Consider the following 22,372-nt stretch of genomic DNA (forward strand, 5'->3'; position numbering starts at 1 on the left):
TCTTGAATCCTTTAGCTAAACAAGCAGCTGAACAAGTCATTCAAAAGCTTAACGAGCATGGATATCGTGCTCACATGGTTGGTGGAGCGGTTCGTGATGGATTATTGCGACGAGATGTATCAGACATAGACGTTACAACATCTGCTAAACCGGCAGAGATATGTACATTGTTTAAAAAAGCGCATCAAATGAATACGGAGCATCAAACGGTTTTAGTTCGTATGAATGGCGAACAGATCGAAGTGACAACTGAACGAGGACTTTCATTAGCGGAGGATCTTACGAGTCGGGACTTCACAATTAATTCGATGGCACAAACGATTGATGGAGAAGTCATTGATCCTTGCAATGGACAAGATGATCTATCACAAAAGGTGATTCGGTCATATAGACCTAAGGAACGTATGAAGGAAGACCCTCTACGCATGCTTAGAGCGATTCGTTTTTGCAGTGAGTTATCCTTTTCAATTGATGCAACACTTATAGAAGTAATGAAGCAACAGGCTTCGTCAATTCAGCAAGTGGCGGGCGAGCGAATGATTGCTGAGTGGGACAAACTGCTGAAAGGTCACAATATTCAACAAGCGTTTCGTTATTTAGAACAAACAGAGCTCTATTCCTATCTGCCAGGGTTACGTTTGTTACCAAATGAGATGGAAAAACTGAAGGCTATTCCATGGCTTGAGGAGTTAGATTCGGTTAATCGATGGACGTTCTATTTTCTATGGATTCAAAAGCCTTCTCAAACTGCGGCACAAGGCTTACCTATGTCCAACGAAACAAAAAGACAAATTAAATCCCGTTTGACTCTTTTTGAACATCGTGAACAACACCCTTTAACAGATTGGATCCTCTATCAATTTGGTTTATCTGTTGTTCGGGACGTTGAACAGCTACGTAGCATCTTTCAAAAGTCTGCAGTGAATGATCAACTGTTGCAGAAAAGATGGGAAGCCCTACCGATTCATTCAAGTAAGGAATTACTAATATCAGGAAGGGATCTTATGGAAAATCGAGCGATTCCTTCTGGGCCATGGATCAAACAGGAACTAGAATGGCTTGAACAACAAGTCATTAGTAAATCGATTACACATTCGAAGGCAGCTCTTATTGAAGCAATTGAAAGGAGGAGACATGATGAGAAGTGAACTTGTTCAAAAACTTGTCGAACATCAGGGTGAATATGTATCAGGTGAACGATTAAGTGAATCGCTTGGTGTATCTAGAACCGCTATTTGGAAACAGATTGACGTGCTTAAAAAAAGTGGGTACCAGATTGAATCGGCCCCTAAAAAGGGTTACCAATTAATCGGGCGCCCTAATGGATTACAGGAGCACGATATTCATTTATATTTGCATACAAAGCGTTTAGGTCAAAAAGTGTCTTTTTATACATCTGTTCCAAGTACTCAGGCTATTGCACATGAGTTAGCTCAAGCTGGCGAGCCGGAGGGACATGTCGTTGTAGCCGATGAACAAACCAATGGACGTGGGCGATTCGGACGGAATTGGAGTTCAGCACCTGGTACAAGCATATCTATGAGCCTGTTATTGCGTCCGGCACTCGCTCCTGAAAACGTACCTCCGCTCACACTAGTGGCAGCCGTTGCTGTTACAAGAGCAATTGAGAAAGTCACTGGCCTTGATGCTGATATTAAATGGCCAAACGATATTTTGCTGAATGGGCGGAAGATTGTTGGTATTTTAACAGAAATGCAATCTGAGCCTGGACTAGCCAACGTAGTGATCCTTGGAATTGGTATCAATGCAAACCAAACAGATGAAGAGCTTATCCATGATGATCGTAATCAATCAACCTCTCTTGCTACAGAGAAGGGAACCATAATTAATCGTGCAGAGCTTTTAGCAAAAATACTTGAAGAATTCGAATGGTTATACGAGTCCTATCTTGAAAATGGGCTAGGAGAAATCAAACTGCTTTGGGAAGCAAGATCAATTAGTATCGGTTTAAACCTTGAAGCGAAGAGTATTCACGGCACGATTTCCGGACGATCTGTTGGTATTTCCGAAGACGGAGCCTTATTAGTTGAAGACGAGCAGGGAACCACACATAAGGTGTACTCTGCAGACGTGCAATCAAAGAAGTAGTCGTCACTTTAACCATTTGTTATAATAAGTGTTGTGGATTGTATTACAGATGTAAACAATACCTAGTCTATTATTTTTATTGGTTTTGCTGCCTTGATCCATTTGGACAGGGACAGAAAGAATTGAATCAAGTTAAAGCTTGTTTACGTAACAGGTATCTTTAACTTGCTCACACCTTTCTTTCTTTAGGCAGAGAAGGTTTTTTTGCGTGTATGCAGAAAGGGGAAGTGTGATGAAAACAACAGCAGATTTTAAGAAACGAAAACGTGAGAATGAACCGATCTCCATGGTCACGGCTTACGATGCACCTTCTGCGAAATTCGCAGAAACAGCGGGAATCGACGCTATCCTGGTAGGAGACTCTTTAGGGATGGTTGTCCTAGGATATGATTCAACGATCCCAGTAACCATGGACGATATGGTGATGCATACAAAGGCAGTTAAACGCGGGGCTACGTCTACGTTTATCGTTGCAGACTTACCTCACTTAAGCTATCACGGAAGCATTGATCTAACACTTGCAAATGTGCGCCGCCTCATTCAAGAAGCGGGAGCAGATGCCGTGAAGCTTGAAGGAGGAGCAACCGTTATTAATGAAATTCGTGCGCTTACGGACGCAGGTGTTCCAGTTATGGCTCATCTTGGATTAACGCCTCAATCCGTCGCGGTGATGGGTGGGTACCGGATTCAAGGAAAAGATCAAAAAAGCGCTGAGGCTTTGTTACATGATGCGTTAGCTGTTGAAAAAGCCGGTGCATTTAGTCTCGTTCTTGAATGTGTGCCAACAGAGGTTGCGGCTTTCATTACAGATGCTCTATCTATTCCTGTTATTGGAATCGGTGCAGGTCCTAAAACGAATGGTCAAGTTCTCGTCTATCATGATCTAATTGGCTATGGTGATGTTCACGTTCCAAAGTTTGTAAAAGCTTATACGAATGTAAGTGAATCCATCGTTGCTTCGTTACAAGAATACCATCAAGAGGTTAAGCAACGTGTGTTCCCGGCAGCTGAACATAGCTTTACAGTAAGTGAAGACGTCATCTCCGGATTATATGGAGGGGGTCATGATGAAAGTCATTAAGACCGTGGAGTCCTTGCGAAATGATATGCGTTTAATTAAAACTGATCGCAAAAGCGTCGGATTTGTTCCAACAATGGGGGCATTACACGAGGGTCATCTCTCGCTTATTCACCAAGCACGAGAGAATCATGATGTTGTGGTTGTGAGTATCTTTGTAAACCCATTGCAGTTTGGAGAGGGAGAGGACTTTGAATCGTACCCTCGTGATTTAGAGCGAGATCAACAATTGTGCGCCGCAGCAGGTGTCGATATTCTCTTTAATCCTTCTGTTAGTGAAATGTATCCGAATGAGGCATCTGTGGAGATTAAAGTTGTTCAAGGGATTGATGTACTGTGCGGTAAAAGCAGACCAGGGCATTTTGATGGAGTAGCAACTGTTGTATTAAAATTACTCCATATGGTTGAACCGAATGCTGCCTATTTTGGACAGAAGGATGCTCAACAAGTCGCTGTCATCAAACAAATGGTTCAGACATTGTCCATGTCCGTTCAAATTATTGCCTGTCCAACCGTTCGTGAAGAGGACGGATTGGCTAAAAGTTCAAGGAATGTGAACTTAAATGAGAGCGAGCGAAATCTTGCCCCTGGCCTTTATACCACCCTGAAAAAGGCGGGTGAGTTAGCTAAGTCAGGATACAGCAGGACTGATTTAATTAGGTATGTTACCGAAAATCTTAGTCAACTCGAACTGGGTTCGATTGATTATGTTGATGTGTTAACATACCCAGAACTTATGGCAACTGAACAATTATCTGGAACAATGATCATAGCCGTTGCTTATCACTTTACCCGAGCGCGTTTGATTGATCATATTTTAGTTGAGTTATAAAGGAGACGAACCAAATGTTTGTTACAATGATGAAATCAAAGATTCATCGTGCCACCGTTACGGAGTCAGATTTAAATTATGTAGGTAGTATCACAATTGACGAAGAAATTATGAAGGCTGTAAACATTCTTGAAAATGAAAAGGTTCAAATTGTAAATAACAATAATGGGGCCAGATTTGAAACATACGTCATAAAAGGGGAATCAGGTAGCGGACAGATGTGCGTGAACGGAGCTGCTGCTCGGTTAGTTCAACCTGGTGACACGATTATTGTGATTGCTTATGCCATGATGGATGCCAAGGAAGCAGTTGATTTCAAACCAAAAGTAGCGATTATGAACGAAGATAATACAGTTAAGCAATTGCTTGGTACAGAACCAGCTTATACCGTCTTATAAAGCGCATAAAACCCTTCTCCCGATGCAAACTGAGTAAAACAAGAGGAGAGGGGTTTTCTTATGGACAAATGGATGACGGATTGGCAAGATGCTTACAAAGAAATTTGTACATTGATTGAAAAAGGTGAAACGAACCATGTTTGGATCGAATTAAATAAATTAGAGCAAAAGTCGGCAAAGGTTTTGGATTTGTGGTCAGTTATGGATGAGAAGCTAGCGCTTATTAAAGAACATCTAGCTGATGAGCCAAGCCTAGATGGTTATCAGTCGATGGGTACAGTTTATTTTGAACAGAATCAGTTAAAACGAGCCGTACTCTCATTAGAACAAGAGCAGGCTGAAGGCATGAATGAAGAATGGAGACGTTTGTTTCTTGCCTATGCGTATTTAATGAATGGCTCAACGAACAAAACGGTTGAACAGTTTATGTACCTAATTCAAACAGCTAAGGATGAGAGTGTAAGGCATTTTAGCTTTGCGGGATTAGGTTGCTATTACACGGTCAATCATCAGATTGATCGCGCTGCAGGATTATTTGAGCAAGCAAAATCCCTCACGCCCACTTCTGATGTCGTGTATAATTTAGGTGTATGTTATTATTTAATAGGTGCAATGGACGTATCAGCAGAACACTTTGAACAATATACGAAACATGTACAGCAAGATGCTGAAGCGTTGTGTTTTCATGGGTTGGTCCGTGCTCGCTTAAGTCAGTATGAACATGCCAAACAGTTATGGGAAAATGCGCTCAATATGTACACCACTTCTGAGGACATTATTCGTCTTGCATTAATGAGTGAGTGGTACGGTTTCTTTGAGCTAGCTATTACATGCTACGAGAAGGCAATTGATTTAGGTGCAGAAGAGGTGTTGGTCCTCCATGGACTCGCTTGGAACCTAGCATTAAATGATCAGCTCAGGTTGGCCTGGCCCATTTTCAAACGACTTTTAAAGGAACATCCCCATGATCCGCATGTAAGAAGATCCTTACAGCATCTTGGCAAATTAGCCGAAGAAAAGAAACAGTTCTAACAAAAGATGTGTACGGTAAGATAGAGGTGGAAAGATGAGTAAGCAATACGTGGTACTTGATCTAGAAACAACAGGTCATTCTCCCACTAGAGGAGATCGGATTATCCAGATTGGTGCAGTAAAAATCATAAATGACCAAATTGTGGACCGATATATGACATTTATAAATCCTGAACAACTAATAAGTCCTTTTATACAAGAATTAACGGGAATCAGTGATGAGGATGTGTCCGATGCTCCTTTATTTCGAGACGTAGCCTCTGACCTTCTTGATTTCATGAAGGATTGCTCATTTGTTGCCCATAATGTTCAATTTGATTGGGGATTTCTCTCTACCCAGTTAAAATTGGAGGGGTATGTGGTTCCAAATGTTCCGATCTACGATACGGTTGAACTTGCTCGTATCCTCTTGCCAAATGAAGAGAGTTACAAGCTTGGCATGCTTGCAGATGGCATGGGATTCACACATGATCGCCCCCATCAAGCGGATAGTGATGCAGAGGCAACGGCTATGATCTTTCTTCATATCCTTCATAAGTTACGCCGGTTACCTTTGCTAACACTTCAGCAATTAGTACCTTTAAGCAAGCGATATAAAAGTCATATTGAATCAACCATTCAAGAGGTGATTACTGAGAAGTTAAAGACTGGAGACACTGGCGAAAAGGAGTACGATTGTTTTCGTGGGCTTGCCTTAAAAAAACAACCAGAGCAGATGCTTGAAGAGGCAAAAAATGAGGAGGACATTCAGCAGTTTCGAGAGTCCTTTTTTACAAAAGAAGAGTCACTTCAGCATGTGTTTGAGCAATATGAGCAACGACCGGGACAAAAGGAAATGATTCAAACCGTTTATCAAGCATTTAAAGATCATACACATGCGATGATCGAGGCGGGAACGGGAACGGGAAAAAGTTTAGGCTATCTTATTCCTGCGGCTATTCATTCATTAGAGGATCGAAAACCTGTAATTATTAGTACTCAAACCATACCTCTTCAGGATCAACTACTATCTAGAGATGTTCCGCTTTTAAAGCAACTGCTGCCTTTTTCAATTCGTGTAGCCTTGCTAAAGGGGCGAAGTCATTATTTAGATTTGCGTAAATTCGAGTTAAGCTTAGAATCTACTCAAGAGTGTTCATATGATGTCATCTTAATGAAATCACAAATTTTAATATGGTTAACAGAAACAGAATCTGGTGATGTTGAAGAATTAAACATTCCATCAGGTGGTAAAAGCTTCTGGTTTGAAATTCAAAGTGATGCGGCTTCCGATTTAGGAAGGTTCAGTCCATGGTTTTCAAGATGTTTTTATCATCAAGCTAGAAGACGAGCTCATGATGCTCATGTCATTATTACAAATCATTCGTTGCTACTTACTGATATTGTTCATAAACAATCCTTGCTACCCTCGTATAGCCATGTTGTGTTAGATGAAGCACATCATTTGGAAGACACGGCAAGTGAGCGTTTAGGACTCAGAACACATTACCTTTCTTTTGCATTTCTATTGCAACGATTAGGTGATACAAGTGAGGATGGAATGCTTGTTAAAATGGCGGACCTTGCAAAGAAAGCAGGAGTACAGTCAGACATTTGGCTGGAATCAGCGGTTGAATTAGGTGAAACAAAAGAAGAGCTGGATGATTTGTTTCGAATGATTCATGCGTATGCGCTAAAAGCAAAGAAAAAAGCGTCATCGGATACAGGACGGACTCGTTATACGTATAAATCATTTAATGAGGCTGGAGATCTCTGGTCAGCCATTTTAGAGATCACAATGCGGGTACATTCGTCCTTATCCCATGTGTGTCTGCAACTTGAATCCATTTCAAGAACGATTGATGCAAACGATGAAACATTCTCCTACAGGGAGCGTGCGCAATGGGCAGATGGTATGCGTTTGATTTCTTCACTCTTAGAAGAAGATGAACAGCTTTACGAGCTGCTGCTTGAGTATGATCCAAACCAGGTGTATTGGATTGAAGCGGAGCCAAAGGGTGCTAGAAATGCGACATTTCTGTACAGTAAGCCAATTGATGTATCTGAACGCTTAGCAGATGATTTATTTGGGCGGAAAAAGAGTGTCATACTAACATCTGCTACGTTAACGGTAAACGGATCATTTAACTATCAAAAAAACCGACTAGGCTTGCAGGATTTTGGCATTGTAAGCTCGCTAATTGATTCTCCCTTTTCATATGTGAATCAAGCAAAGGTTCTGATTCCTTCTGACCTGCCAGCGATTAAGGATGTAACTGATGAAGAGTTTGCAGTGGAAGTGGCAATCAAAATATGGAGAATTGCTGAAGCGAGTAAAAGCAAGCTGATGGTTTTATTTACCTCATATGAGATGCTTCGTACGGTCTATCAGTATGTAAAAGACTTTAATGAGCATGAAAGCTTCCAACTCGTTGGCCAAGGAATCACAAGTGGCAGCCGCTCTAAGCTAATGAAGCTGTTTAAACAATCGGATGTAGGTATCCTATTTGGCACAAGTAGCTTCTGGGAGGGCATTGATTTGCCAGGGGATGAGCTAAAACACGTCATTATTGTTCGCTTGCCTTTTTCACCGCCAGATGAGCCACTATTAAAGGCGCAACTTGAACAGGCTAAAGAGCTTGGAAAAAATCCGTTTATGGATGTTTCATTGCCACAAGCTATCATTCGCTTTAAGCAAGGGTTTGGTCGTCTTATCCGAACGCAACACGATAAGGGCTGTGTGTTTATATTTGATCGACGAATTACGACGACGAGGTATGGCTCTTTGTTTATTAAATCGTTACCGAATATTCCTGTACATGAAGGTAAGTTAGAGGATTTACTCGAAGAACATCAATCGTATCTTTAAGCAAAAAATAAAGGTGGCATGGCAATGAATACCCTATTAACAAATGCACGGATTGCAACGATGGATGACTCTTTTTCAATCATTGAATCGGGTTATGTATTGATTTCCGGTACTACATTTAAACAGATTGGTACTGGAAATCCACCTGAAGACGTGACACAACAAGCAGACGTTACAACCAATCTGCAGGGGAAATGGATCGTACCTGGACTTTATAATACACATGGTCACGCAGCAATGACATTAATGCGTGGATACGAGGACGATCTTCCCCTGGATCGTTGGTTAAAGGAACGAATTTGGCCATTTGAAGGAAAACTAACCAAAGAATCCGTTGCTGCTGGACGAGACCTAGCTATGGTTGAAATGATTAAGACTGGGACCATCGGCTTCCTTGAAATGTATCATTTAAATATGGATGACTTTGCGGCTAAAATTGAACAAGTTGGTATGAGAGCCGTGTTAACACGCTCTGTGATAGGATTGTGCTCAAGAGAAGAGCAGGATGCGAAGTTAAATGAGTCAGCTGATTTTGCGACCAGGTGGAACGGCGCGGCACAGAATCGAATCCACACGATGCTTGCTCCGCATGCACCGTATACGTGCCCTATTAATTATATTGAGCGAATCGTGGACAAGGCACGTGAACTCTTTCTACCAGTACATATGCATTTAGCTGAAACAAAAAAAGAAGTAGATGATTATTACTCTTCATTTGGTAAGCATCCATTGGATCACTTGGAAGAGTATAAGTTACTTGATGAAACAGAGTGGCTCTTTGCGCACGCTGTTCATGTAGATTCCCCGCAAATTGCATTACTAGCTAATTCAAAAGCGAGAATAAGCCATAACCCGATGAGTAATTTAAAGTTAGGATCAGGAATTGCTCCAATCATGGACTTTTTAGAAGCGGGTATTCCCGTTTCAATTGGGACTGATGGGGTATCTGCTAATAATACATTGGACATGTGGCAAGAACTACGTACAGCTGTCCTCATGCAAAAAGGATTTGTGCAAAAAGCAGATGCTATATCAACACAGCAGGCAATTCGAATGGTAATGGGAGAAGGCGCTAGCGCTCTTCATACGGGGCAAAAAGGAATGATTAGAGAAGGGGAAGAGGCAGACTTTATTGTTGTTGATCATACCGCACCACATCTTCAGCCTGAAACTCAATTACATTCTCATCTCGTGTACGCTGCGGTTGGAACGGATGTGAGCGATGTATATGTACAAGGAAAGTGCTTAATGAGAAACCGTGAATTACTTACGCTTGATGAAGAAAAAATTCGTTTTGAAGTAAATAATCAGTACCATTCAACGGTTCGTTCTCTATAAAAAGGGCACGCATTACTCATGTAACGCGCACCCGCCTGAGGTATGGGTGAAGGTTTTTAGATTGGATCAGCCATTATGGTTTAACTGTTTGTTGATCAGTTTGAAAATAAGAGTACGGAAACTCCGTTTGACGAATCGTCACCGGCCATAACGTGTCGAGCGTTTGACCTTGTCGGCTTAAGAGTGACATTGAATGTTTGTTTAGCTGATACCAATCGGCTGTTTGCAGGCCGCCTTTGCCTTGATCCATACTCGCGCCCCCCTTCACTGGCGTACTCTTAGTATGGTTTATCACACTAGAGATATTACAGGCAATACCTGCATTGTATAAAATGAAATGTCCACATTTAGGAGGAAAAAGTATGGGTTCAAAGAAAGAAGTGCTCTCCACAGTTAAGATTCAAAAAGCTCCAGACGTTTATAAAATGGTCGATTCATTAAATCGAACGTTAAAGGATCGCGATCTTCTATTTGGTCTTGCATTGGACGAAGAGAACGAAGAGAAAATGGTGTTTACGATTTATAAAACGTAATGGAGGCAACAACATGAAAAAATGGATCATCACGAGTTGTGTCGGACTGGTTGTTGTTGTCTTAGCACTTTTTATATACGCGTATACGACCGTTCGTGCACCGCTTGCAGATGGATATGACATGGCTCGTGATAAGATACTCAATGAAGATGTACTCGAATCGGTCCGTGACGTATCCTATTATCACGGGGAAGATGCCTTTTATGTAGTATATGGAATGGATCAGGATGGAGATCAAGCGATCGCTTGGGTATCACAAGATGAAGAAAATGACACAGTCACTGTTTTTAAAGAATCAGATGGTATCTCAGCAGAAGACGCTTCAAGCCTTGCTGAATCTGCAGTCAATCCTTCATCTATTCAGTCCATTAAATTAGGTAAAGAAGGCAATACTCCTTTGTATGAAGTGAAATATCGCACAGAATCGAATCAACAAGGGTATTATTATGTAGCCTTTCAAGATGGCTCATTTATCAAACGGTTTAGTTTAAATAATGACTAACACTTGAATGTCGAACGTAGTCAACTTATAGTAAAAGAGGACAATGAGAGGAGATGGTATCATGAAATTAGCAAAACGAGTAGACGCACTTACACCATCAAGCACTTTAGCCATCACAGCCAAAGCTAAAGAGTTAAAAGCACAAGGGCATGACGTGATTGGTCTTGGCGCAGGAGAGCCAGATTTTAATACACCACAGTACATCATAGATGCTGCTATAAAATCAATGGAGGAGGGTCATACAAAGTATACCCCTGCTGCAGGTCTTCCTTCTTTAAAAAACGCGGTAATCGACAAACTGAAACAAGATCAGAAGCTTGAGTACACTCAAAATCAAATTTTTGTAGGAACAGGTGCCAAACATGTTTTGTATACATTGTTCCAAGCTTTATTGGATGAGGGAGACGAAGTGATCATCCCAACCCCTTATTGGGTAAGCTATCCGGAGCAAGTAAAACTGGCCTTTGGGGAGCCTGTTTATGTAACAGGTCATGAGGAGTCTGGGTTTAAGCTAACGCCTGAGCAGCTGGACGCAGCTGTTACATCTAAAACACGTGCTTTGATTTTAAATTCACCAAGTAATCCAACTGGAGCGATGTATTCTAAAGAAGAATTACAGGCTCTTGGAGAAGTTGCCTTAAAACATGATCTTCTAATCATATCAGACGAAATTTATGAAAAATTGATTTATGATGGTGCTACACATACGTCTATTGCTGAAGTAAGCCCGGAGCTTGCAGCGCAAACGATCATCATTAATGGAGTATCTAAGTCGCATTCAATGACTGGTTGGAGAATTGGTTATGCTGCCGGCGATGCAACGCTCATTAAAGCGATGACGAATTTGGCAAGTCATAGTACATCAAACCCAACAACAAGTGCTCAATATGGTGCCATTGCGGCCTACACAGAGGACGATGGTTCTGTTGAAACGATGCGACAAGCATTTGAAGAGCGTTTGGATATAGCGTATGAAAAGCTTATTCAGATTCCAGGTGTGTCTTGCGTAAAACCTAAGGGAGCTTTTTACCTTTTCCCAAATGTTCGTGAAGCTGTTGAAGCTTGTGGATACACAGATGTTGATTCGTGGGTTGAAGCTTTACTTGAAGAGGAAAAAGTGGCTCTTGTTCCAGGATCGGGCTTTGGTGCACCGGATAATGTTCGTTTGTCCTACGCAACTTCCCTTGATCAATTTTTAGCTGCACTTGAACGGATTGAGCGATTTGTTCAAACGAAAACAAAGGGATAAAAACCATTTGTTTTCCTACATAGAAAGTAACTAGATATCGGAGGATTTAAAATGAAAACAACCATTTCAAAAATTGGAGCACACGCAGACCAAGAAGTAACAATTGGTGCGTGGTTAGCAAATAAACGTTCAAGTGGAAAAATTGCCTTTCTTCAGCTTCGTGATGGAACTGGCTTCATTCAAGGTGTTGTCGTAAAAGCTGATGTTGGAGAAGACTTATTTGCACAAGCTAAAAATATGACGCAAGAAAGTGCTTTGTATGTGACTGGTACAGTACGTGCTGAGGAACGATCACCATCAGGATATGAATTGACGGTAACAGGTTTTACTGTCATTAGTGAATCAAAAGATTATCCGATTACACCTAAAGAGCATGGAACGGACTTTTTAATGGATCACCGCCACTTATGGCTGCGTTCAAAACGTCAACAGGCAGTGATGAAGATTCGTAATCAAATCATTCACGCAACGTATGAATTCTTCCATGAGCATGGCTTCTCAAAGCTGGATTCACCAATCTTAACTGGAAGCTCTCCTGAAGGAACATCTGAACTATTTGCAACAAAGTATTTTGATGAGGATGCTTATCTGTCTCAAAGTGGGCAATTGTATGCAGAAGCTGGAGCAATGGCTCTTGGACGAGTATTTACATTTGGTCCTACCTTCCGTGCAGAGAAATCTAAAACTCGTCGTCACTTAATTGAATTTTGGATGATTGAACCGGAGATGGCTTTTGTTGAATTTGATGAGAACTTAGAATGGCAGGAAAGATATGTGTCCCACTTAGCTGCTTCTGTGTTAAAGCACAATCAAATTGAACTGAAAACGCTAGGAAGAGATTTGGCGAAGCTTGAAGCAATTCAAGCCCCATTCCCACGAATTACGTATGATGAAGCTCTTAAGCTGTTACACGAAAAAGGCTTTGATGATATTAGCTGGGGCGACGATTTTGGTTCACCTCATGAAACAGCCATTGCTGAGCATTACGACAAGCCGGTATTCATAACACATTATCCAACGTCGTTAAAACCATTCTATATGCAGCCTGATCCAAACCGTGATGATGTTGTACTATGTGCGGATTTAATTGCACCTGAAGGGTATGGAGAAGTCATTGGTGGTTCTGAACGTATCCATGATTATGATCTGCTTAAGCAGCGAATTGCAGAGCATAACCTATCTGAGGAAACATATGAATGGTATCTAGATCTTCGTAAATACGGATCTGTGCCGCATTCTGGTTTTGGTCTTGGCCTAGAGCGTACTGTTGCCTGGTTATCTGGCGTTGAGCATGTCCGTGAGACCATTCCATTCCCACGTTTATTAAATCGTTTATACCCTTAATGTGAAAAGCTTGGAGGTCGGTGGTAACTCTTACCGATCTCTTTTTTTCATTTTCTTTATGGTCAAGCCCGTTCCACTCCATGTTATAATAGCTAGTGAGGTGTTGAAAGATGAACAAGAATCAGTTTGCTAAATGGATGGCTCAAAAGCAAGTAACCATCCCGGCATTATTACTTGAAAAGTATACCGTACTCGGTTTAAACGAACAGGAGCTAATCGCTCTTCTTCATATACAATCTTATTTAGACAACGGGGAAAAGTTTGTTACCCCAATGCAGTTAAGTGAACGAATGACGCTGACTCACGAGGACTGTACAAAGCTATTAAGTAAATTAATCCGCTCTCAATTGCTTTCGCTTGAGAAGAGTTCTGACGATACGGGTATGTTTTATGAAACGTATTCTTTAGAACCTTTATGGTTTCGTTTAATCGAATGTATTGAAGCTGAAACTCAGCGTTCAACTGAGAATCAATCCATAGAACTTGAAGGAAAGCTTTATAAGCAAGTAGAACAAGAATTTGGACGACCATTATCACCAATTGAAGGTGAAACGTTATCAATGTGGATTGATCAGGACAAGCATCAGCCTGAATTAATTTTTGCTGCATTAAAAGAGGCCGTTATTTCAGGTAAGTTAAATTTCAGATACATTGATCGAATCTTATTTGAATGGAAAAAAAACGGCATAAGAACGCCAGAGCAAGCACGAACACATAGTGAAAAATTCAGAAATCATACTCAGACAAGAAAACAACCGAAGGAAGTAGCGCAAACTAATTCAGTTCCAGGATTCAACTGGCTGGAGCAACCTTAATAAAAGGAGCAACACTCGCATGTTAAGTAAAAAAGCAACCATTCATGCCATCGATGTGATGGGTGAACTTTTTCCAGAAGCAGAATGCGAATTAGTTCACAAGAATCCTTTTGAATTATTAATTGCGGTTGTGCTATCCGCCCAATGCACAGATGCACTTGTAAACCGGGTAACACCTGCTTTGTTTGAAAAATACAAATCACCAGCTGACTACGTAAATGTTCCTGTTGAAGAACTTGAAAATGATATCCGATCCATTGGTTTATTTCGAAGCAAAGCTAAAAATATCCAAAAGCTTTCACAATCATTAATAGACCAGTATGGTGGAGAGGTCCCTAAAACAAGAGATGAGCTAGTTGAACTTGCTGGTGTCGGACGCAAAACGGCGAATGTAGTGACATCTGTTGCATTTGGTGTCCCGGCCATTGCTGTCGATACACATGTTGAACGTGTAAGTAAACGACTGGGAATCTGTCGTTGGAAGGATAACGTAAAAGTAGTAGAAGAAACGTTAATGAAAAAGCTTCCGGAAGAGGTGTGGTCAGACGCTCATCATCGAATGATCTTTTTTGGACGTTACCACTGTAAAGCTCAATCACCCAAATGCTCTACATGTCCATTACTCAATGAGTGCCGTGAGGGAAAAAAGAGAATGAAAGAGAGGCTTCTTGAAGTATGACACAGGTTCCTGAAGCATTTTGCCGTTCTCCTTTTTATGAGCCACATTCAAAGATAAACTGTGAGTCTTTTAAAGAAGAACAAGCCAATCAATGGCCACTTTTCTATTTTGATATGAATATCTGTGATCAAGCTGACTCGTGGACTAGAGACAGGTACCTCCCGCTATTATTTACGCGTTGGCATGAGCTTGATCAAATCATATCTATCTACCATGAACAAGAAGATAAATCTAAAGTGGCAAGCGTAACGGCAGAGTATACAGCCCTGCTGCTAGAAGCGCTGTTCTGGATTAATCATCGACTCGTGCCAACACTTATACATATTGAAGATAAAATAGAAGAGTTAGCCTATAAGCCTCCGAACAGTCGGGAGCGGATTGCATTTGTTTTAATTGCTCCTCATCGCTACCGTAGCTTTGTTCAAATGAAATCGTTTATGGAAGAGCTTGAGAAGTTGTATGCTCGAGTAAAAATGCTTGAAGCGAAAAGCACAAATTGAAAGGGGCTACCTTTTAAATGCAGACATCTGAGATTCAGTGGACGGACAGTGAACAGAAACGATTTAACGTTATTACACAAAAACAAACAAACAAACGATTTCAGATGGCTTTCTGTGGCCATTTTTCAGCAGGGAAATCAACGTTACTCAATGAATTTATCGGTTCAAACGTTCTACCGACAAGCCCTATCCCAACGAGTGCAAACATCATATCAATTCAGTACGGCGATCTGGGAGTGGTTGTGAAATCGAGAGAGAACCAGGAACAAACGTGGGAAGGTCATATTCCATGGGAGAAAGTAGCTGAATGGGGTAGAGATGGTATTTCTATAGAAGAGGTAGCGATCCATGCGCCTCTTTCATTTCTTCAGAATGATGCAGCTGTTTTTGACACTCCCGGAGTAGATTCTACAGATCCTACACATCAATCAATTACAATGGAAGCGCTATACTCAATGGATATGATCGTCTATGTAATGGATTATAATCATGTACAATCTGAAACAAACTTATATTTCTTAAAGCAATTAAGTCAAGAAAAAAAACCACTGTACATTGTGATCAATCAAGTTGACAAGCATGATGATTCGGAGCTTTCATTTGAAACGTTCCAAACAAGTGTTAAAACGGTTTTTGATCAATGGAAGATTCAAACGTCACGTATTTTTTATACAACAATGAAAAAAAGGAATCACCCACTTAACCAATTTACGGAGCTAGAACGTGAGCTTAAATCGATATTATATCAAGGGAGACAATTAGCTGAACACTCTGTCACTCGTCTTAAGCAAGGGTTTTACTTGAGTCAGGCTGCGAGGGCTCACGAAGAGGGAGAAGCTGAGACTGAAGAAGTGATCTCCGATATGCAAGAGAAGGGATTTCAAGAGTCTGATCTTGAACGCCAAGAAGAGTTAACGCGCAAAAAAGCATGGCTTCAATCACCAAAAAAACAATTCATAGATGAGTATGAAACAAAGTGGGAGCCTTTATTTAAACAAGTAACGATCTTCCCCGCTACGACTACAGATCTAGTCAGAGAATGGTTAGTAGCAATGGAGCCTTCATTCAAAATGGGTCTATTATTCGCAAAGAAAAAAACAGAGCAAGAGCGTGAGCACCGACTTGAAGCGTTAATCAAAGAAACACAGGATAAAGTGAACAGTCAGCTTACGTTTCATGTACAGCAATTATTTGAAGAAGTAAATCGTTCAAACCTGCGTAACAAGGAAAGAATCGACGAAGCCATCCAGTCCTTCTCTTATGAGGTGACTCCTGAGTTCTTTTTATCCAATGTAAAAGCAGGTCCAAAAAATAGAGAATATGTGTATACGTTTACAAAGGAAAGGACAGCTGCCATTGTACGAGACGTACGAGAGGCTGCTAGACAATTAATTGAACTAATGGCAGATGAACAACAAGCGTATTGGCAGCAAGAGCTTAAAGAGGTAGACAAGGAATTAAACCGATTAAAACAAGTGGAGGCATATGCACAAAAGGTACAATCAATTAAAGCCGAAACAGCTCTCCGCATCGAAAAGTGTGAACAAGAAGCTGTACAGTATGATGATGCAGGCCTACTTGAACAAAAGATTGAAGAAGCAAAAAAGAATGGAATTCCTGATCAAACGGAAGATCAGATTGTATGGACTGAAGTGAACGAAGGGGCACAATGGCTGGAGTCAACTGAAGAGAATGCATTTGAATTAACAATTTCGTCTACTACCTATGATTCTAGCTGGATGGAACAAGTTAAAACGGCCATAGAACCGTATCAACAGACAAAGGCACTACAGTATGAGAGAAATCAATTACTCACACGTATTGAACGTGCACAGAAGCAGTCATTTGTTATCTCTCTTTTTGGTGCGTTTAGTGCGGGTAAATCTAGTTTTGCGAATGCTATTTTAGGGGACGCTGTGTTACCTGTATCACCTCATCCTACGACGGCTACAGTTAGCACAGTTAAGCAATCGGACGCAGAGCATGCAAATGGGACTGCAGCCGTTCAGGTGAAATCGAAGGAGGAGTTGGCCGAAGAAATACGAATGGTTGCTTCAAAACTTGACCTGGTTCTAACTGTTGAAACGTTATCAAGTTGGGTTCATACAGATATGAAGCAATTAACGAGTTGGCAAAAGACGTATGCAGAATATTTAACTGTACTGAAGAAAAGCTTAGCTCACACGGATTGGATTTTAGGAGAAGCATTTTCCGTTAGTCACGGTGAATTAGGTGAGTTAGTGGCTGATGAACGCTATGCCTGCTTACTACATTCTGTCACTGTTTTTCATGACTGTGAATTTACGAAAAAGGGACTTGTTTTAGTTGATACACCGGGTGTTAATTCGATACATGGGCGACATACCAATGTAGCGTTTAATCAATTAAGACAATCAGATGCTATTTTTTACGTGACATATTACAATCATGCTTTTTCAAAATCGGATCAGCTTTTTCTAGAACAGATGGGTAAAATCAACGAATCTTTTCAAACAGATAAGCTATTCTTCGTTGTGAATGCTGCCGATTTAGCGACTAGTGAAGGTGAACTAAACGGTGTGAAGCAGCACGTTACTGCACAATTACAAACACTTGGAATCCAAAAACCAAGACTTTATGCTGTTTCAAGTAAACAAGGCTTAAAAGCAAAGCTTGAACAAATAGACGAAGAGACGGACTTTGCTCAGTTTGAGTCGTACTTTTATAAGCAAATCGTTCAAGAATTACAATCATTAAGTTATCGTTTACTTGAAGAGGAACTAGATCGCTATCTTAAGAAAGTAGAAGAGAGCATTCACTTTGCTCGTTCTGAAAAATCACAACAAGTCCAAATGAAACAAAAGTTGGCTGCTGATATTGCACACTGGAAACAGGAGATCGATGATTCATCCGTTCAATCAATCCAAAACAAAATAAAGCAGGAAGCCATGCAATTATTTTTATATTTACGAGATCGAGTTGGATACAGGTTACGAGATGAATTCTCAGAGTATATCAATGTAGCAACTATTCGAGGACGAAATCGTAAGGAAAAGAGACAGGTCCTTAAACAAATGATCACAGAATGGTGCCAAGAAGCAACGTATTTTCTAGAACAAGAAACAAGTGCGACTCATATGCGCCTAACTGTGGCCATGACAAAAGCCGGCTCTATGTGGCTAAAGGAATGGGAAGAACAATTGCAACAAAAACGTCCAAGCTTTTATGTAGGGGAGTCGCTTGAAGAATTTGATTCAACCTTTAAAAAACCTGAGTTCACTTTACACGTTCAACCAGATCAATACGTATCAATCTATACGACAGACAAGGCATTTTTTGAAGGTCAGCAAATACGTACTCTTAAGGAACAGCTAATAAAAGAAGCATCTAGTTCTGCCTCAACTTTGCTACTTACTGAAGAGGAAGTGACAACGAACGAACTTGTTACGAGTCTTTCTAACGAGGAGCAAAACATAAAGAATTTATTAAAAGGAGCATTGGACCGAGAATTAAGTCAGCTGGATGCATTAACAAATGAAAAAGAGATTGAGGCACTTGTTGTAGAGTATCAAGAGGTTCAATCAAAACAACCCGTTCATTAAGGTGTTAGAACATAAAAATGGTGGATCTCCTTCAAAGGAAATCCACCGTTTTTCATTTTTTCGTTATTTATTCATCTGTTTCATCATCCGCTGGGGGATCAGGTTCAGGTTCAGATGGGGTGTCATTTCCACCGCCATCATTGTTATCATCATCACCGGTGTCATCATTTCCGCCACCGTTCTGATTGCCGTTGTCGTTGCCATTACCGTTACCGGAATCGCCGCCACCGTTGTTGCCATTACCATTACCATTGGAGCCATCTTCATTATCTCCAGGAGTGTTTTCAGGTGTATCTTCGCCTGTGTCACCGTTGTTCTCATCTGGAGCATCTTCATTGTTTTCGTCTGGTGTATCCTCAGGTTGATTTTCTTCCTCAGGTGGTTCTTCTTCCACTGGCTCTTCTTCCTCTTCCTCATCTTCTTCAGTTCCAGCCACGGTCACACTTGTTGTTGCTGGGCTACTGCGTAAGCTTGAGTCCTCAGTTGATACAGCTGTAACTGAAATCTGATACGTCGTACCAGGTTCTACAGCTGAGAAGATCGCTTGTTGATTTGAACCAACTTCAATCGATTGGCCACTTCCACCATCGGCAGTTACTTGTACATCAAACGTAACATCAACATCGGAAGAATCTGGATAGTTCCAAGTCGCAATGATCTGATCAGCCGCTTCTTCGTAAGAGGCTTGTAAACCAGTTGGGCTTGGAAGCTCTTCAATTTCTTCTTCTTCTTCTTCTTCTTCTTCATACGTTTCTGATTCTTGCGTCGGCTCAGCGCCACGTACAAAGAGTTCGGTAACAATTTCACTTTGTGGTGTGCCGGAGCTCGGTAGCTTTTCCGTTCCTCGCTCTACTCGACGTTCAATGACCGAATCTGGCTTAACAAAATCAGGGTTTTCAATTCCTGTTGAAACATTTTGCATGACTGCTTTAAAAATGTTTTGAGCTATTTGGTTCTCGTTTCTGTCGCGGTTAATGTAATACCCTTTTGTATTGTTTTCGAAACCAGTCCAAACTGCCGCAGTATAATTTGTTGAATATCCTGCGAACCAAGAATCGGGAGACCCGCTACTTGGGATATTATGTTTATCCCTTTGATCTTTTGTGAAATTCGTTGTTCCTGTTTTACCAGCAATCGGCACACCAGGTACGTTTGCAATCTGACCAGTTCCAGATGAAACAACCGTTTTTAACATATCAGTAATCATATAAGCAGTGTAATCTTCCATTGCTTTTACCGAGTCTGGCTCAAGATTAATCTCCCGGTCATCAGCAAAAACAATCTTTCGAATCGTATGTGGTTCAGTGAATGTACCACCATTACCAAAAGCAGCATAAGCTCCAGCCATATCTTTTGTTGAGACTCCAGTGTTAAAGCCACCTAATGCATAGGATTCGTGAAACGGCTCATCTTTATCTAGTGTCAATAGTTGCTTAGCAAATGGTTCTGCTCGTTCGAGTCCAACTTCTTGTAAAGCTTTTACGGCTGGAACATTTTGTGAGCTTGAAAGTGCCTGACGCATGGACATAGCTCCACGATACGTTCCACCAAAATTGCTGAACGGATCTCCGTTCGAATATGAATGTGGTTCATCTACCAAAACATGAGCGGTAGACCACTGTAAATGTTCAATTGCCGGAGCATAATCTAAAATAGGCTTAATTGTTGATCCAGGCTGACGCGTAATATCTGTTGCGTAGTTAAAATCATTTCGGTTATCTGATTGTTGTCTGCCACTACCAATGGCTTTAATTTGACCGGTTTTTGTATCGATCAGTGTAACTCCTGCTTGAAATTCAGGATTGTCTGGGTAGTTTGTGATGTATTCATCACTTTCAAGCACATTTTCAACATGCTCTTGTGCCGATTGATCCAGGCTTGTATATACTTTTAACCCTGAATTGTAAATATCGTTAACGGTGAACTCATCATTTTCTTCAAGCTCTTTTAAAATTTCACTGTAATAAGCTGCATATGGTGACGTAATTTCAGCTTCTTGATAGTTAATTTGATCGGCAATGGGCGTATTTCTAGCTTCTTCTGCTTCATCCGCCGTAATCTTTCCTTGTTCTTCCATTAATCCAATAATTAAATTCCGACGTGATTCTGCATTGTCTGGATTTTTAATTGGATCGTAATAATTTGGACGACGCGGTATTCCAGCAAGGAGGGCAGAGTCAGCAATCGTTAACTCTTCAAGAGGTTTATCGAAATAAGATTCTGCGGCAATCTTCACACCGTAACCCGCACTTCCTAGATAGATCTGATTTAAATACATCGTTAGAATTTGTTCTTTTGAATATTGCTGTTCAAGTTTAATCGCTAAATACTGTTCTTGCACTTTACGAGTTAGCGCTTTTTCTTGATTTAGAAATAAGTTCTTAACTAACTGTTGCGTAATTGTACTCGCACCCTCAGCACCAAAGCCTTCTGTAATATTCGCACGGACAGCACCAGCCAGACGACGTAAATCAATCCCAAAGTGATCGTAGAAACGCATATCTTCTACCGAAATAATAGCATCCTTAAGTGAATCAGGTAATTCATCGTAAGACGCATTAATTCGACGTTCTCCGGTATCAAGAAGAGAGACGAGTTCGTCCTCTTGGTCATAGATTTGAATTGGTTGGGCAAGCATTAATTTATCTTCATCAAGGTCAGGTGCACCAGCGATGATCACACCAGCCGTAACTCCTCCTGCGATAATAGCAACAGCTAGTAAGACAACAAGGGTCATAAAGATTTTTTTAACTAAACCTCGTTTTGGTTTTCCATTAGACTTCTTTTTATTTTTAGTAGACTCTTGCATTCGAGCCTGCCTACGACCTTGTCTTGTGTTTTGATCAGACATAAATGGTTCTTCCTTTCATTTGTTAATTGGTTAAAAGTAAACCTCACGTACAATACGCAGATAATCAAGGCGGGGAGCGATTCCAAGAGGGACCTTCATTCCAAACGAATCAATGTCCTGCTTAGGAATAGATTTGCGCTTTGATTGATCTTCATATCGAGTAATTAAATGGGTAGCATCTACTAAATACACTTCATCAGTGTGTGAAAAACGTAATAAAACAAAACAAATGCCTTTTTGTGCGACGACCTGCTTCATATGTGTAATTTGATGTAGGTGAAAGTTTTGAAGTGGGAAGGACGTTTTATTTTTTGTTTCCTTTGCTTCAAAATCAATATAATGCCCGTTGTACACGCCGTTGTAATCGGTTGTAGACGCTTGTTTAAAATAAGCCTCCTTAATGACAGCCGCACTTCGTTTAGGATAATGTACATCAACGATTTGAACGGGGGTAGGTTTCTTATGAATAACAGCGATTCCGGATTCTACATAAAAGGCATTTGATTGGTTAATATCATCCTCGAGTGTCATGCCGCGGTTACTGTATGTACTAACTCGTTTAGAGTTCTTAGGTTTTGTTGATTGTGTTTGATTTGTTATAAATTTCTTTCCATTTGGGTACCGGATTGCCATACCGTGAATCACCCTTCCCAAGCATCTATAGTATGTTTTCACCTAAAAGC

Annotated in this window: 19 protein-coding genes; 16 read left to right on the forward strand and 3 right to left on the reverse strand. The window is 40.8% G+C overall.

Features of this window, described 5'->3' with window-relative positions:
• Window positions 1-2: 2 nt before the first annotated feature.
• The 8 genes from ACQKKO_RS02195 (at window position 3) to ACQKKO_RS02230 (ending at window position 9,635) form a co-directional block, all read left to right on the forward strand.
• Window positions 3-1,148 carry a CCA tRNA nucleotidyltransferase gene (locus ACQKKO_RS02195; RefSeq protein ID WP_498643899.1) on the forward strand — a complete coding sequence of 382 codons (1,146 nt, stop codon included), beginning with the start codon at window positions 3-5 and terminating at the stop codon, window positions 1,146-1,148.
• Window positions 1,138-2,109, forward strand: a complete 972-nt coding sequence (locus ACQKKO_RS02200; RefSeq protein ID WP_498643901.1) for a biotin--[acetyl-CoA-carboxylase] ligase — start codon at window positions 1,138-1,140, stop codon at window positions 2,107-2,109. Before ACQKKO_RS02195 ends, ACQKKO_RS02200 begins: the two co-directional genes overlap by 11 nt.
• A gap of 232 nt (window positions 2,110-2,341) precedes the next feature.
• Window positions 2,342-3,190 carry a 3-methyl-2-oxobutanoate hydroxymethyltransferase gene (gene panB, locus ACQKKO_RS02205; RefSeq protein WP_498643903.1) on the forward strand — a complete coding sequence of 283 codons (849 nt, stop codon included), beginning with the start codon at window positions 2,342-2,344 and terminating at the stop codon, window positions 3,188-3,190.
• Entirely contained in the window at window positions 3,177-4,019 is an 843-nt protein-coding gene (panC, locus tag ACQKKO_RS02210) for a pantoate--beta-alanine ligase (RefSeq protein ID WP_498644647.1), read from the forward strand. Before panB ends, panC begins: the two co-directional genes overlap by 14 nt.
• Window positions 4,020-4,033: 14 nt before the next feature.
• The gene (gene panD / locus ACQKKO_RS02215) at window positions 4,034-4,417 is read left to right on the forward strand and encodes an aspartate 1-decarboxylase (protein WP_498643905.1); all 384 of its coding nucleotides are present in this window, start codon (window positions 4,034-4,036) and stop codon (window positions 4,415-4,417) included.
• Window positions 4,418-4,477: 60 nt separating this feature from the next.
• Window positions 4,478-5,449: a hypothetical protein gene (locus tag ACQKKO_RS02220; RefSeq protein ID WP_498643907.1), complete on the forward strand. Its 972-nt coding sequence runs from the start codon at window positions 4,478-4,480 to the stop codon at window positions 5,447-5,449.
• A 34-nt stretch (window positions 5,450-5,483) separates the two neighbouring features.
• A complete protein-coding gene (gene dinG / locus ACQKKO_RS02225) occupies window positions 5,484-8,297 on the forward strand; it encodes an ATP-dependent DNA helicase DinG (protein ID WP_498643909.1) in 2,814 nt (937 codons plus the stop codon).
• Between the two features lie 24 nt (window positions 8,298-8,321).
• Window positions 8,322-9,635, forward strand: a complete 1,314-nt coding sequence (locus tag ACQKKO_RS02230; protein WP_498643911.1) for an amidohydrolase — start codon at window positions 8,322-8,324, stop codon at window positions 9,633-9,635.
• 73 nt (window positions 9,636-9,708) lie between these two features.
• Here ACQKKO_RS02230 and ACQKKO_RS02235 read toward each other — a convergent pair whose 3' ends face one another.
• Window positions 9,709-9,885, reverse strand: coding sequence for a hypothetical protein (locus tag ACQKKO_RS02235; protein ID WP_498643913.1), 177 nt, complete (start codon window positions 9,883-9,885; stop codon window positions 9,709-9,711).
• Between the two features lie 112 nt (window positions 9,886-9,997).
• Between ACQKKO_RS02235 and ACQKKO_RS02240 the strand changes: the two genes are divergently transcribed.
• The 8 genes from ACQKKO_RS02240 to ACQKKO_RS02275 all read left to right on the forward strand — a co-directional run bounded on the left by ACQKKO_RS02240 (window position 9,998) and on the right by ACQKKO_RS02275 (window position 18,838).
• On the forward strand, window positions 9,998-10,168 hold the full coding sequence (locus ACQKKO_RS02240; RefSeq protein WP_203086785.1) for a YpmA family protein: 171 nt from the start codon (window positions 9,998-10,000) through the stop codon (window positions 10,166-10,168).
• Between the two features lie 13 nt (window positions 10,169-10,181).
• Complete coding sequence (locus ACQKKO_RS02245) at window positions 10,182-10,670, forward strand: cell wall elongation regulator TseB-like domain-containing protein (protein WP_498643915.1); 489 nt, start codon at window positions 10,182-10,184, stop codon at window positions 10,668-10,670.
• 61 nt (window positions 10,671-10,731) lie between these two features.
• Entirely contained in the window at window positions 10,732-11,919 is a 1,188-nt protein-coding gene (locus ACQKKO_RS02250; RefSeq protein ID WP_498643917.1) for a pyridoxal phosphate-dependent aminotransferase, read from the forward strand.
• Between the two features lie 51 nt (window positions 11,920-11,970).
• Window positions 11,971-13,263, forward strand: coding sequence for an asparagine--tRNA ligase (asnS, locus tag ACQKKO_RS02255; RefSeq protein ID WP_498643919.1), 1,293 nt, complete (start codon window positions 11,971-11,973; stop codon window positions 13,261-13,263).
• Between the two features lie 110 nt (window positions 13,264-13,373).
• A complete protein-coding gene (locus tag ACQKKO_RS02260) occupies window positions 13,374-14,078 on the forward strand; it encodes a DnaD domain-containing protein (protein ID WP_498643920.1) in 705 nt (234 codons plus the stop codon).
• Between the two features lie 19 nt (window positions 14,079-14,097).
• A complete protein-coding gene (gene nth / locus ACQKKO_RS02265; protein ID WP_498643922.1) occupies window positions 14,098-14,757 on the forward strand; it encodes an endonuclease III in 660 nt (219 codons plus the stop codon).
• Window positions 14,754-15,257: a YpoC family protein gene (locus tag ACQKKO_RS02270; protein WP_498643924.1), complete on the forward strand. Its 504-nt coding sequence runs from the start codon at window positions 14,754-14,756 to the stop codon at window positions 15,255-15,257. The genes nth and ACQKKO_RS02270 overlap by 4 nt, the downstream gene beginning before the upstream one ends.
• A 17-nt stretch (window positions 15,258-15,274) precedes the next feature.
• Window positions 15,275-18,838 carry a dynamin family protein gene (locus tag ACQKKO_RS02275; protein WP_498643925.1) on the forward strand — a complete coding sequence of 1,188 codons (3,564 nt, stop codon included), beginning with the start codon at window positions 15,275-15,277 and terminating at the stop codon, window positions 18,836-18,838.
• 67 nt (window positions 18,839-18,905) lie between these two features.
• On the opposite strand, the gene ACQKKO_RS02280 is transcribed toward ACQKKO_RS02275, so the two are convergent.
• Window positions 18,906-21,689, reverse strand: a complete 2,784-nt coding sequence (locus ACQKKO_RS02280; protein WP_498643927.1) for a PBP1A family penicillin-binding protein — start codon at window positions 21,687-21,689, stop codon at window positions 18,906-18,908.
• A 30-nt stretch (window positions 21,690-21,719) separates the two neighbouring features.
• On the reverse strand, window positions 21,720-22,322 hold the full coding sequence (gene recU, locus ACQKKO_RS02285) for a Holliday junction resolvase RecU (protein ID WP_498643929.1): 603 nt from the start codon (window positions 22,320-22,322) through the stop codon (window positions 21,720-21,722).
• Window positions 22,323-22,372 lie beyond the last annotated feature (50 nt).

Origin of the sequence: Alkalihalobacillus sp. NPDC127517, assembly GCF_050276055.1 — a bacterium.
In the GTDB taxonomy this organism is placed as follows: domain Bacteria; phylum Bacillota; class Bacilli; order Bacillales; family Bacillaceae_D; genus Alkalicoccobacillus.

Coding starts and splice junctions, on each gene's coding strand:
- ACQKKO_RS02200 (WP_498643901.1), top strand. CDS start 1,138: ATGAGAAGTGAACTTGTTCAAAAACTTGTCGAACATCAGGGTGAATAT.
- panB (WP_498643903.1), top strand. CDS start 2,342: ATGAAAACAACAGCAGATTTTAAGAAACGAAAACGTGAGAATGAACCG.
- panC (WP_498644647.1), top strand. CDS start 3,177: ATGAAAGTCATTAAGACCGTGGAGTCCTTGCGAAATGATATGCGTTTA.
- panD (WP_498643905.1), top strand. CDS start 4,034: ATGTTTGTTACAATGATGAAATCAAAGATTCATCGTGCCACCGTTACG.
- ACQKKO_RS02220 (WP_498643907.1), top strand. CDS start 4,478: ATGGACAAATGGATGACGGATTGGCAAGATGCTTACAAAGAAATTTGT.
- dinG (WP_498643909.1), top strand. CDS start 5,484: ATGAGTAAGCAATACGTGGTACTTGATCTAGAAACAACAGGTCATTCT.
- ACQKKO_RS02230 (WP_498643911.1), top strand. CDS start 8,322: ATGAATACCCTATTAACAAATGCACGGATTGCAACGATGGATGACTCT.
- ACQKKO_RS02235 (WP_498643913.1), bottom strand. CDS start 9,885: ATGGATCAAGGCAAAGGCGGCCTGCAAACAGCCGATTGGTATCAGCTA.
- ACQKKO_RS02240 (WP_203086785.1), top strand. CDS start 9,998: ATGGGTTCAAAGAAAGAAGTGCTCTCCACAGTTAAGATTCAAAAAGCT.
- ACQKKO_RS02245 (WP_498643915.1), top strand. CDS start 10,182: ATGAAAAAATGGATCATCACGAGTTGTGTCGGACTGGTTGTTGTTGTC.
- ACQKKO_RS02250 (WP_498643917.1), top strand. CDS start 10,732: ATGAAATTAGCAAAACGAGTAGACGCACTTACACCATCAAGCACTTTA.
- asnS (WP_498643919.1), top strand. CDS start 11,971: ATGAAAACAACCATTTCAAAAATTGGAGCACACGCAGACCAAGAAGTA.
- ACQKKO_RS02260 (WP_498643920.1), top strand. CDS start 13,374: ATGAACAAGAATCAGTTTGCTAAATGGATGGCTCAAAAGCAAGTAACC.
- nth (WP_498643922.1), top strand. CDS start 14,098: ATGTTAAGTAAAAAAGCAACCATTCATGCCATCGATGTGATGGGTGAA.
- ACQKKO_RS02270 (WP_498643924.1), top strand. CDS start 14,754: ATGACACAGGTTCCTGAAGCATTTTGCCGTTCTCCTTTTTATGAGCCA.
- ACQKKO_RS02275 (WP_498643925.1), top strand. CDS start 15,275: ATGCAGACATCTGAGATTCAGTGGACGGACAGTGAACAGAAACGATTT.
- ACQKKO_RS02280 (WP_498643927.1), bottom strand. CDS start 21,689: ATGTCTGATCAAAACACAAGACAAGGTCGTAGGCAGGCTCGAATGCAA.
- recU (WP_498643929.1), bottom strand. CDS start 22,322: ATGGCAATCCGGTACCCAAATGGAAAGAAATTTATAACAAATCAAACA.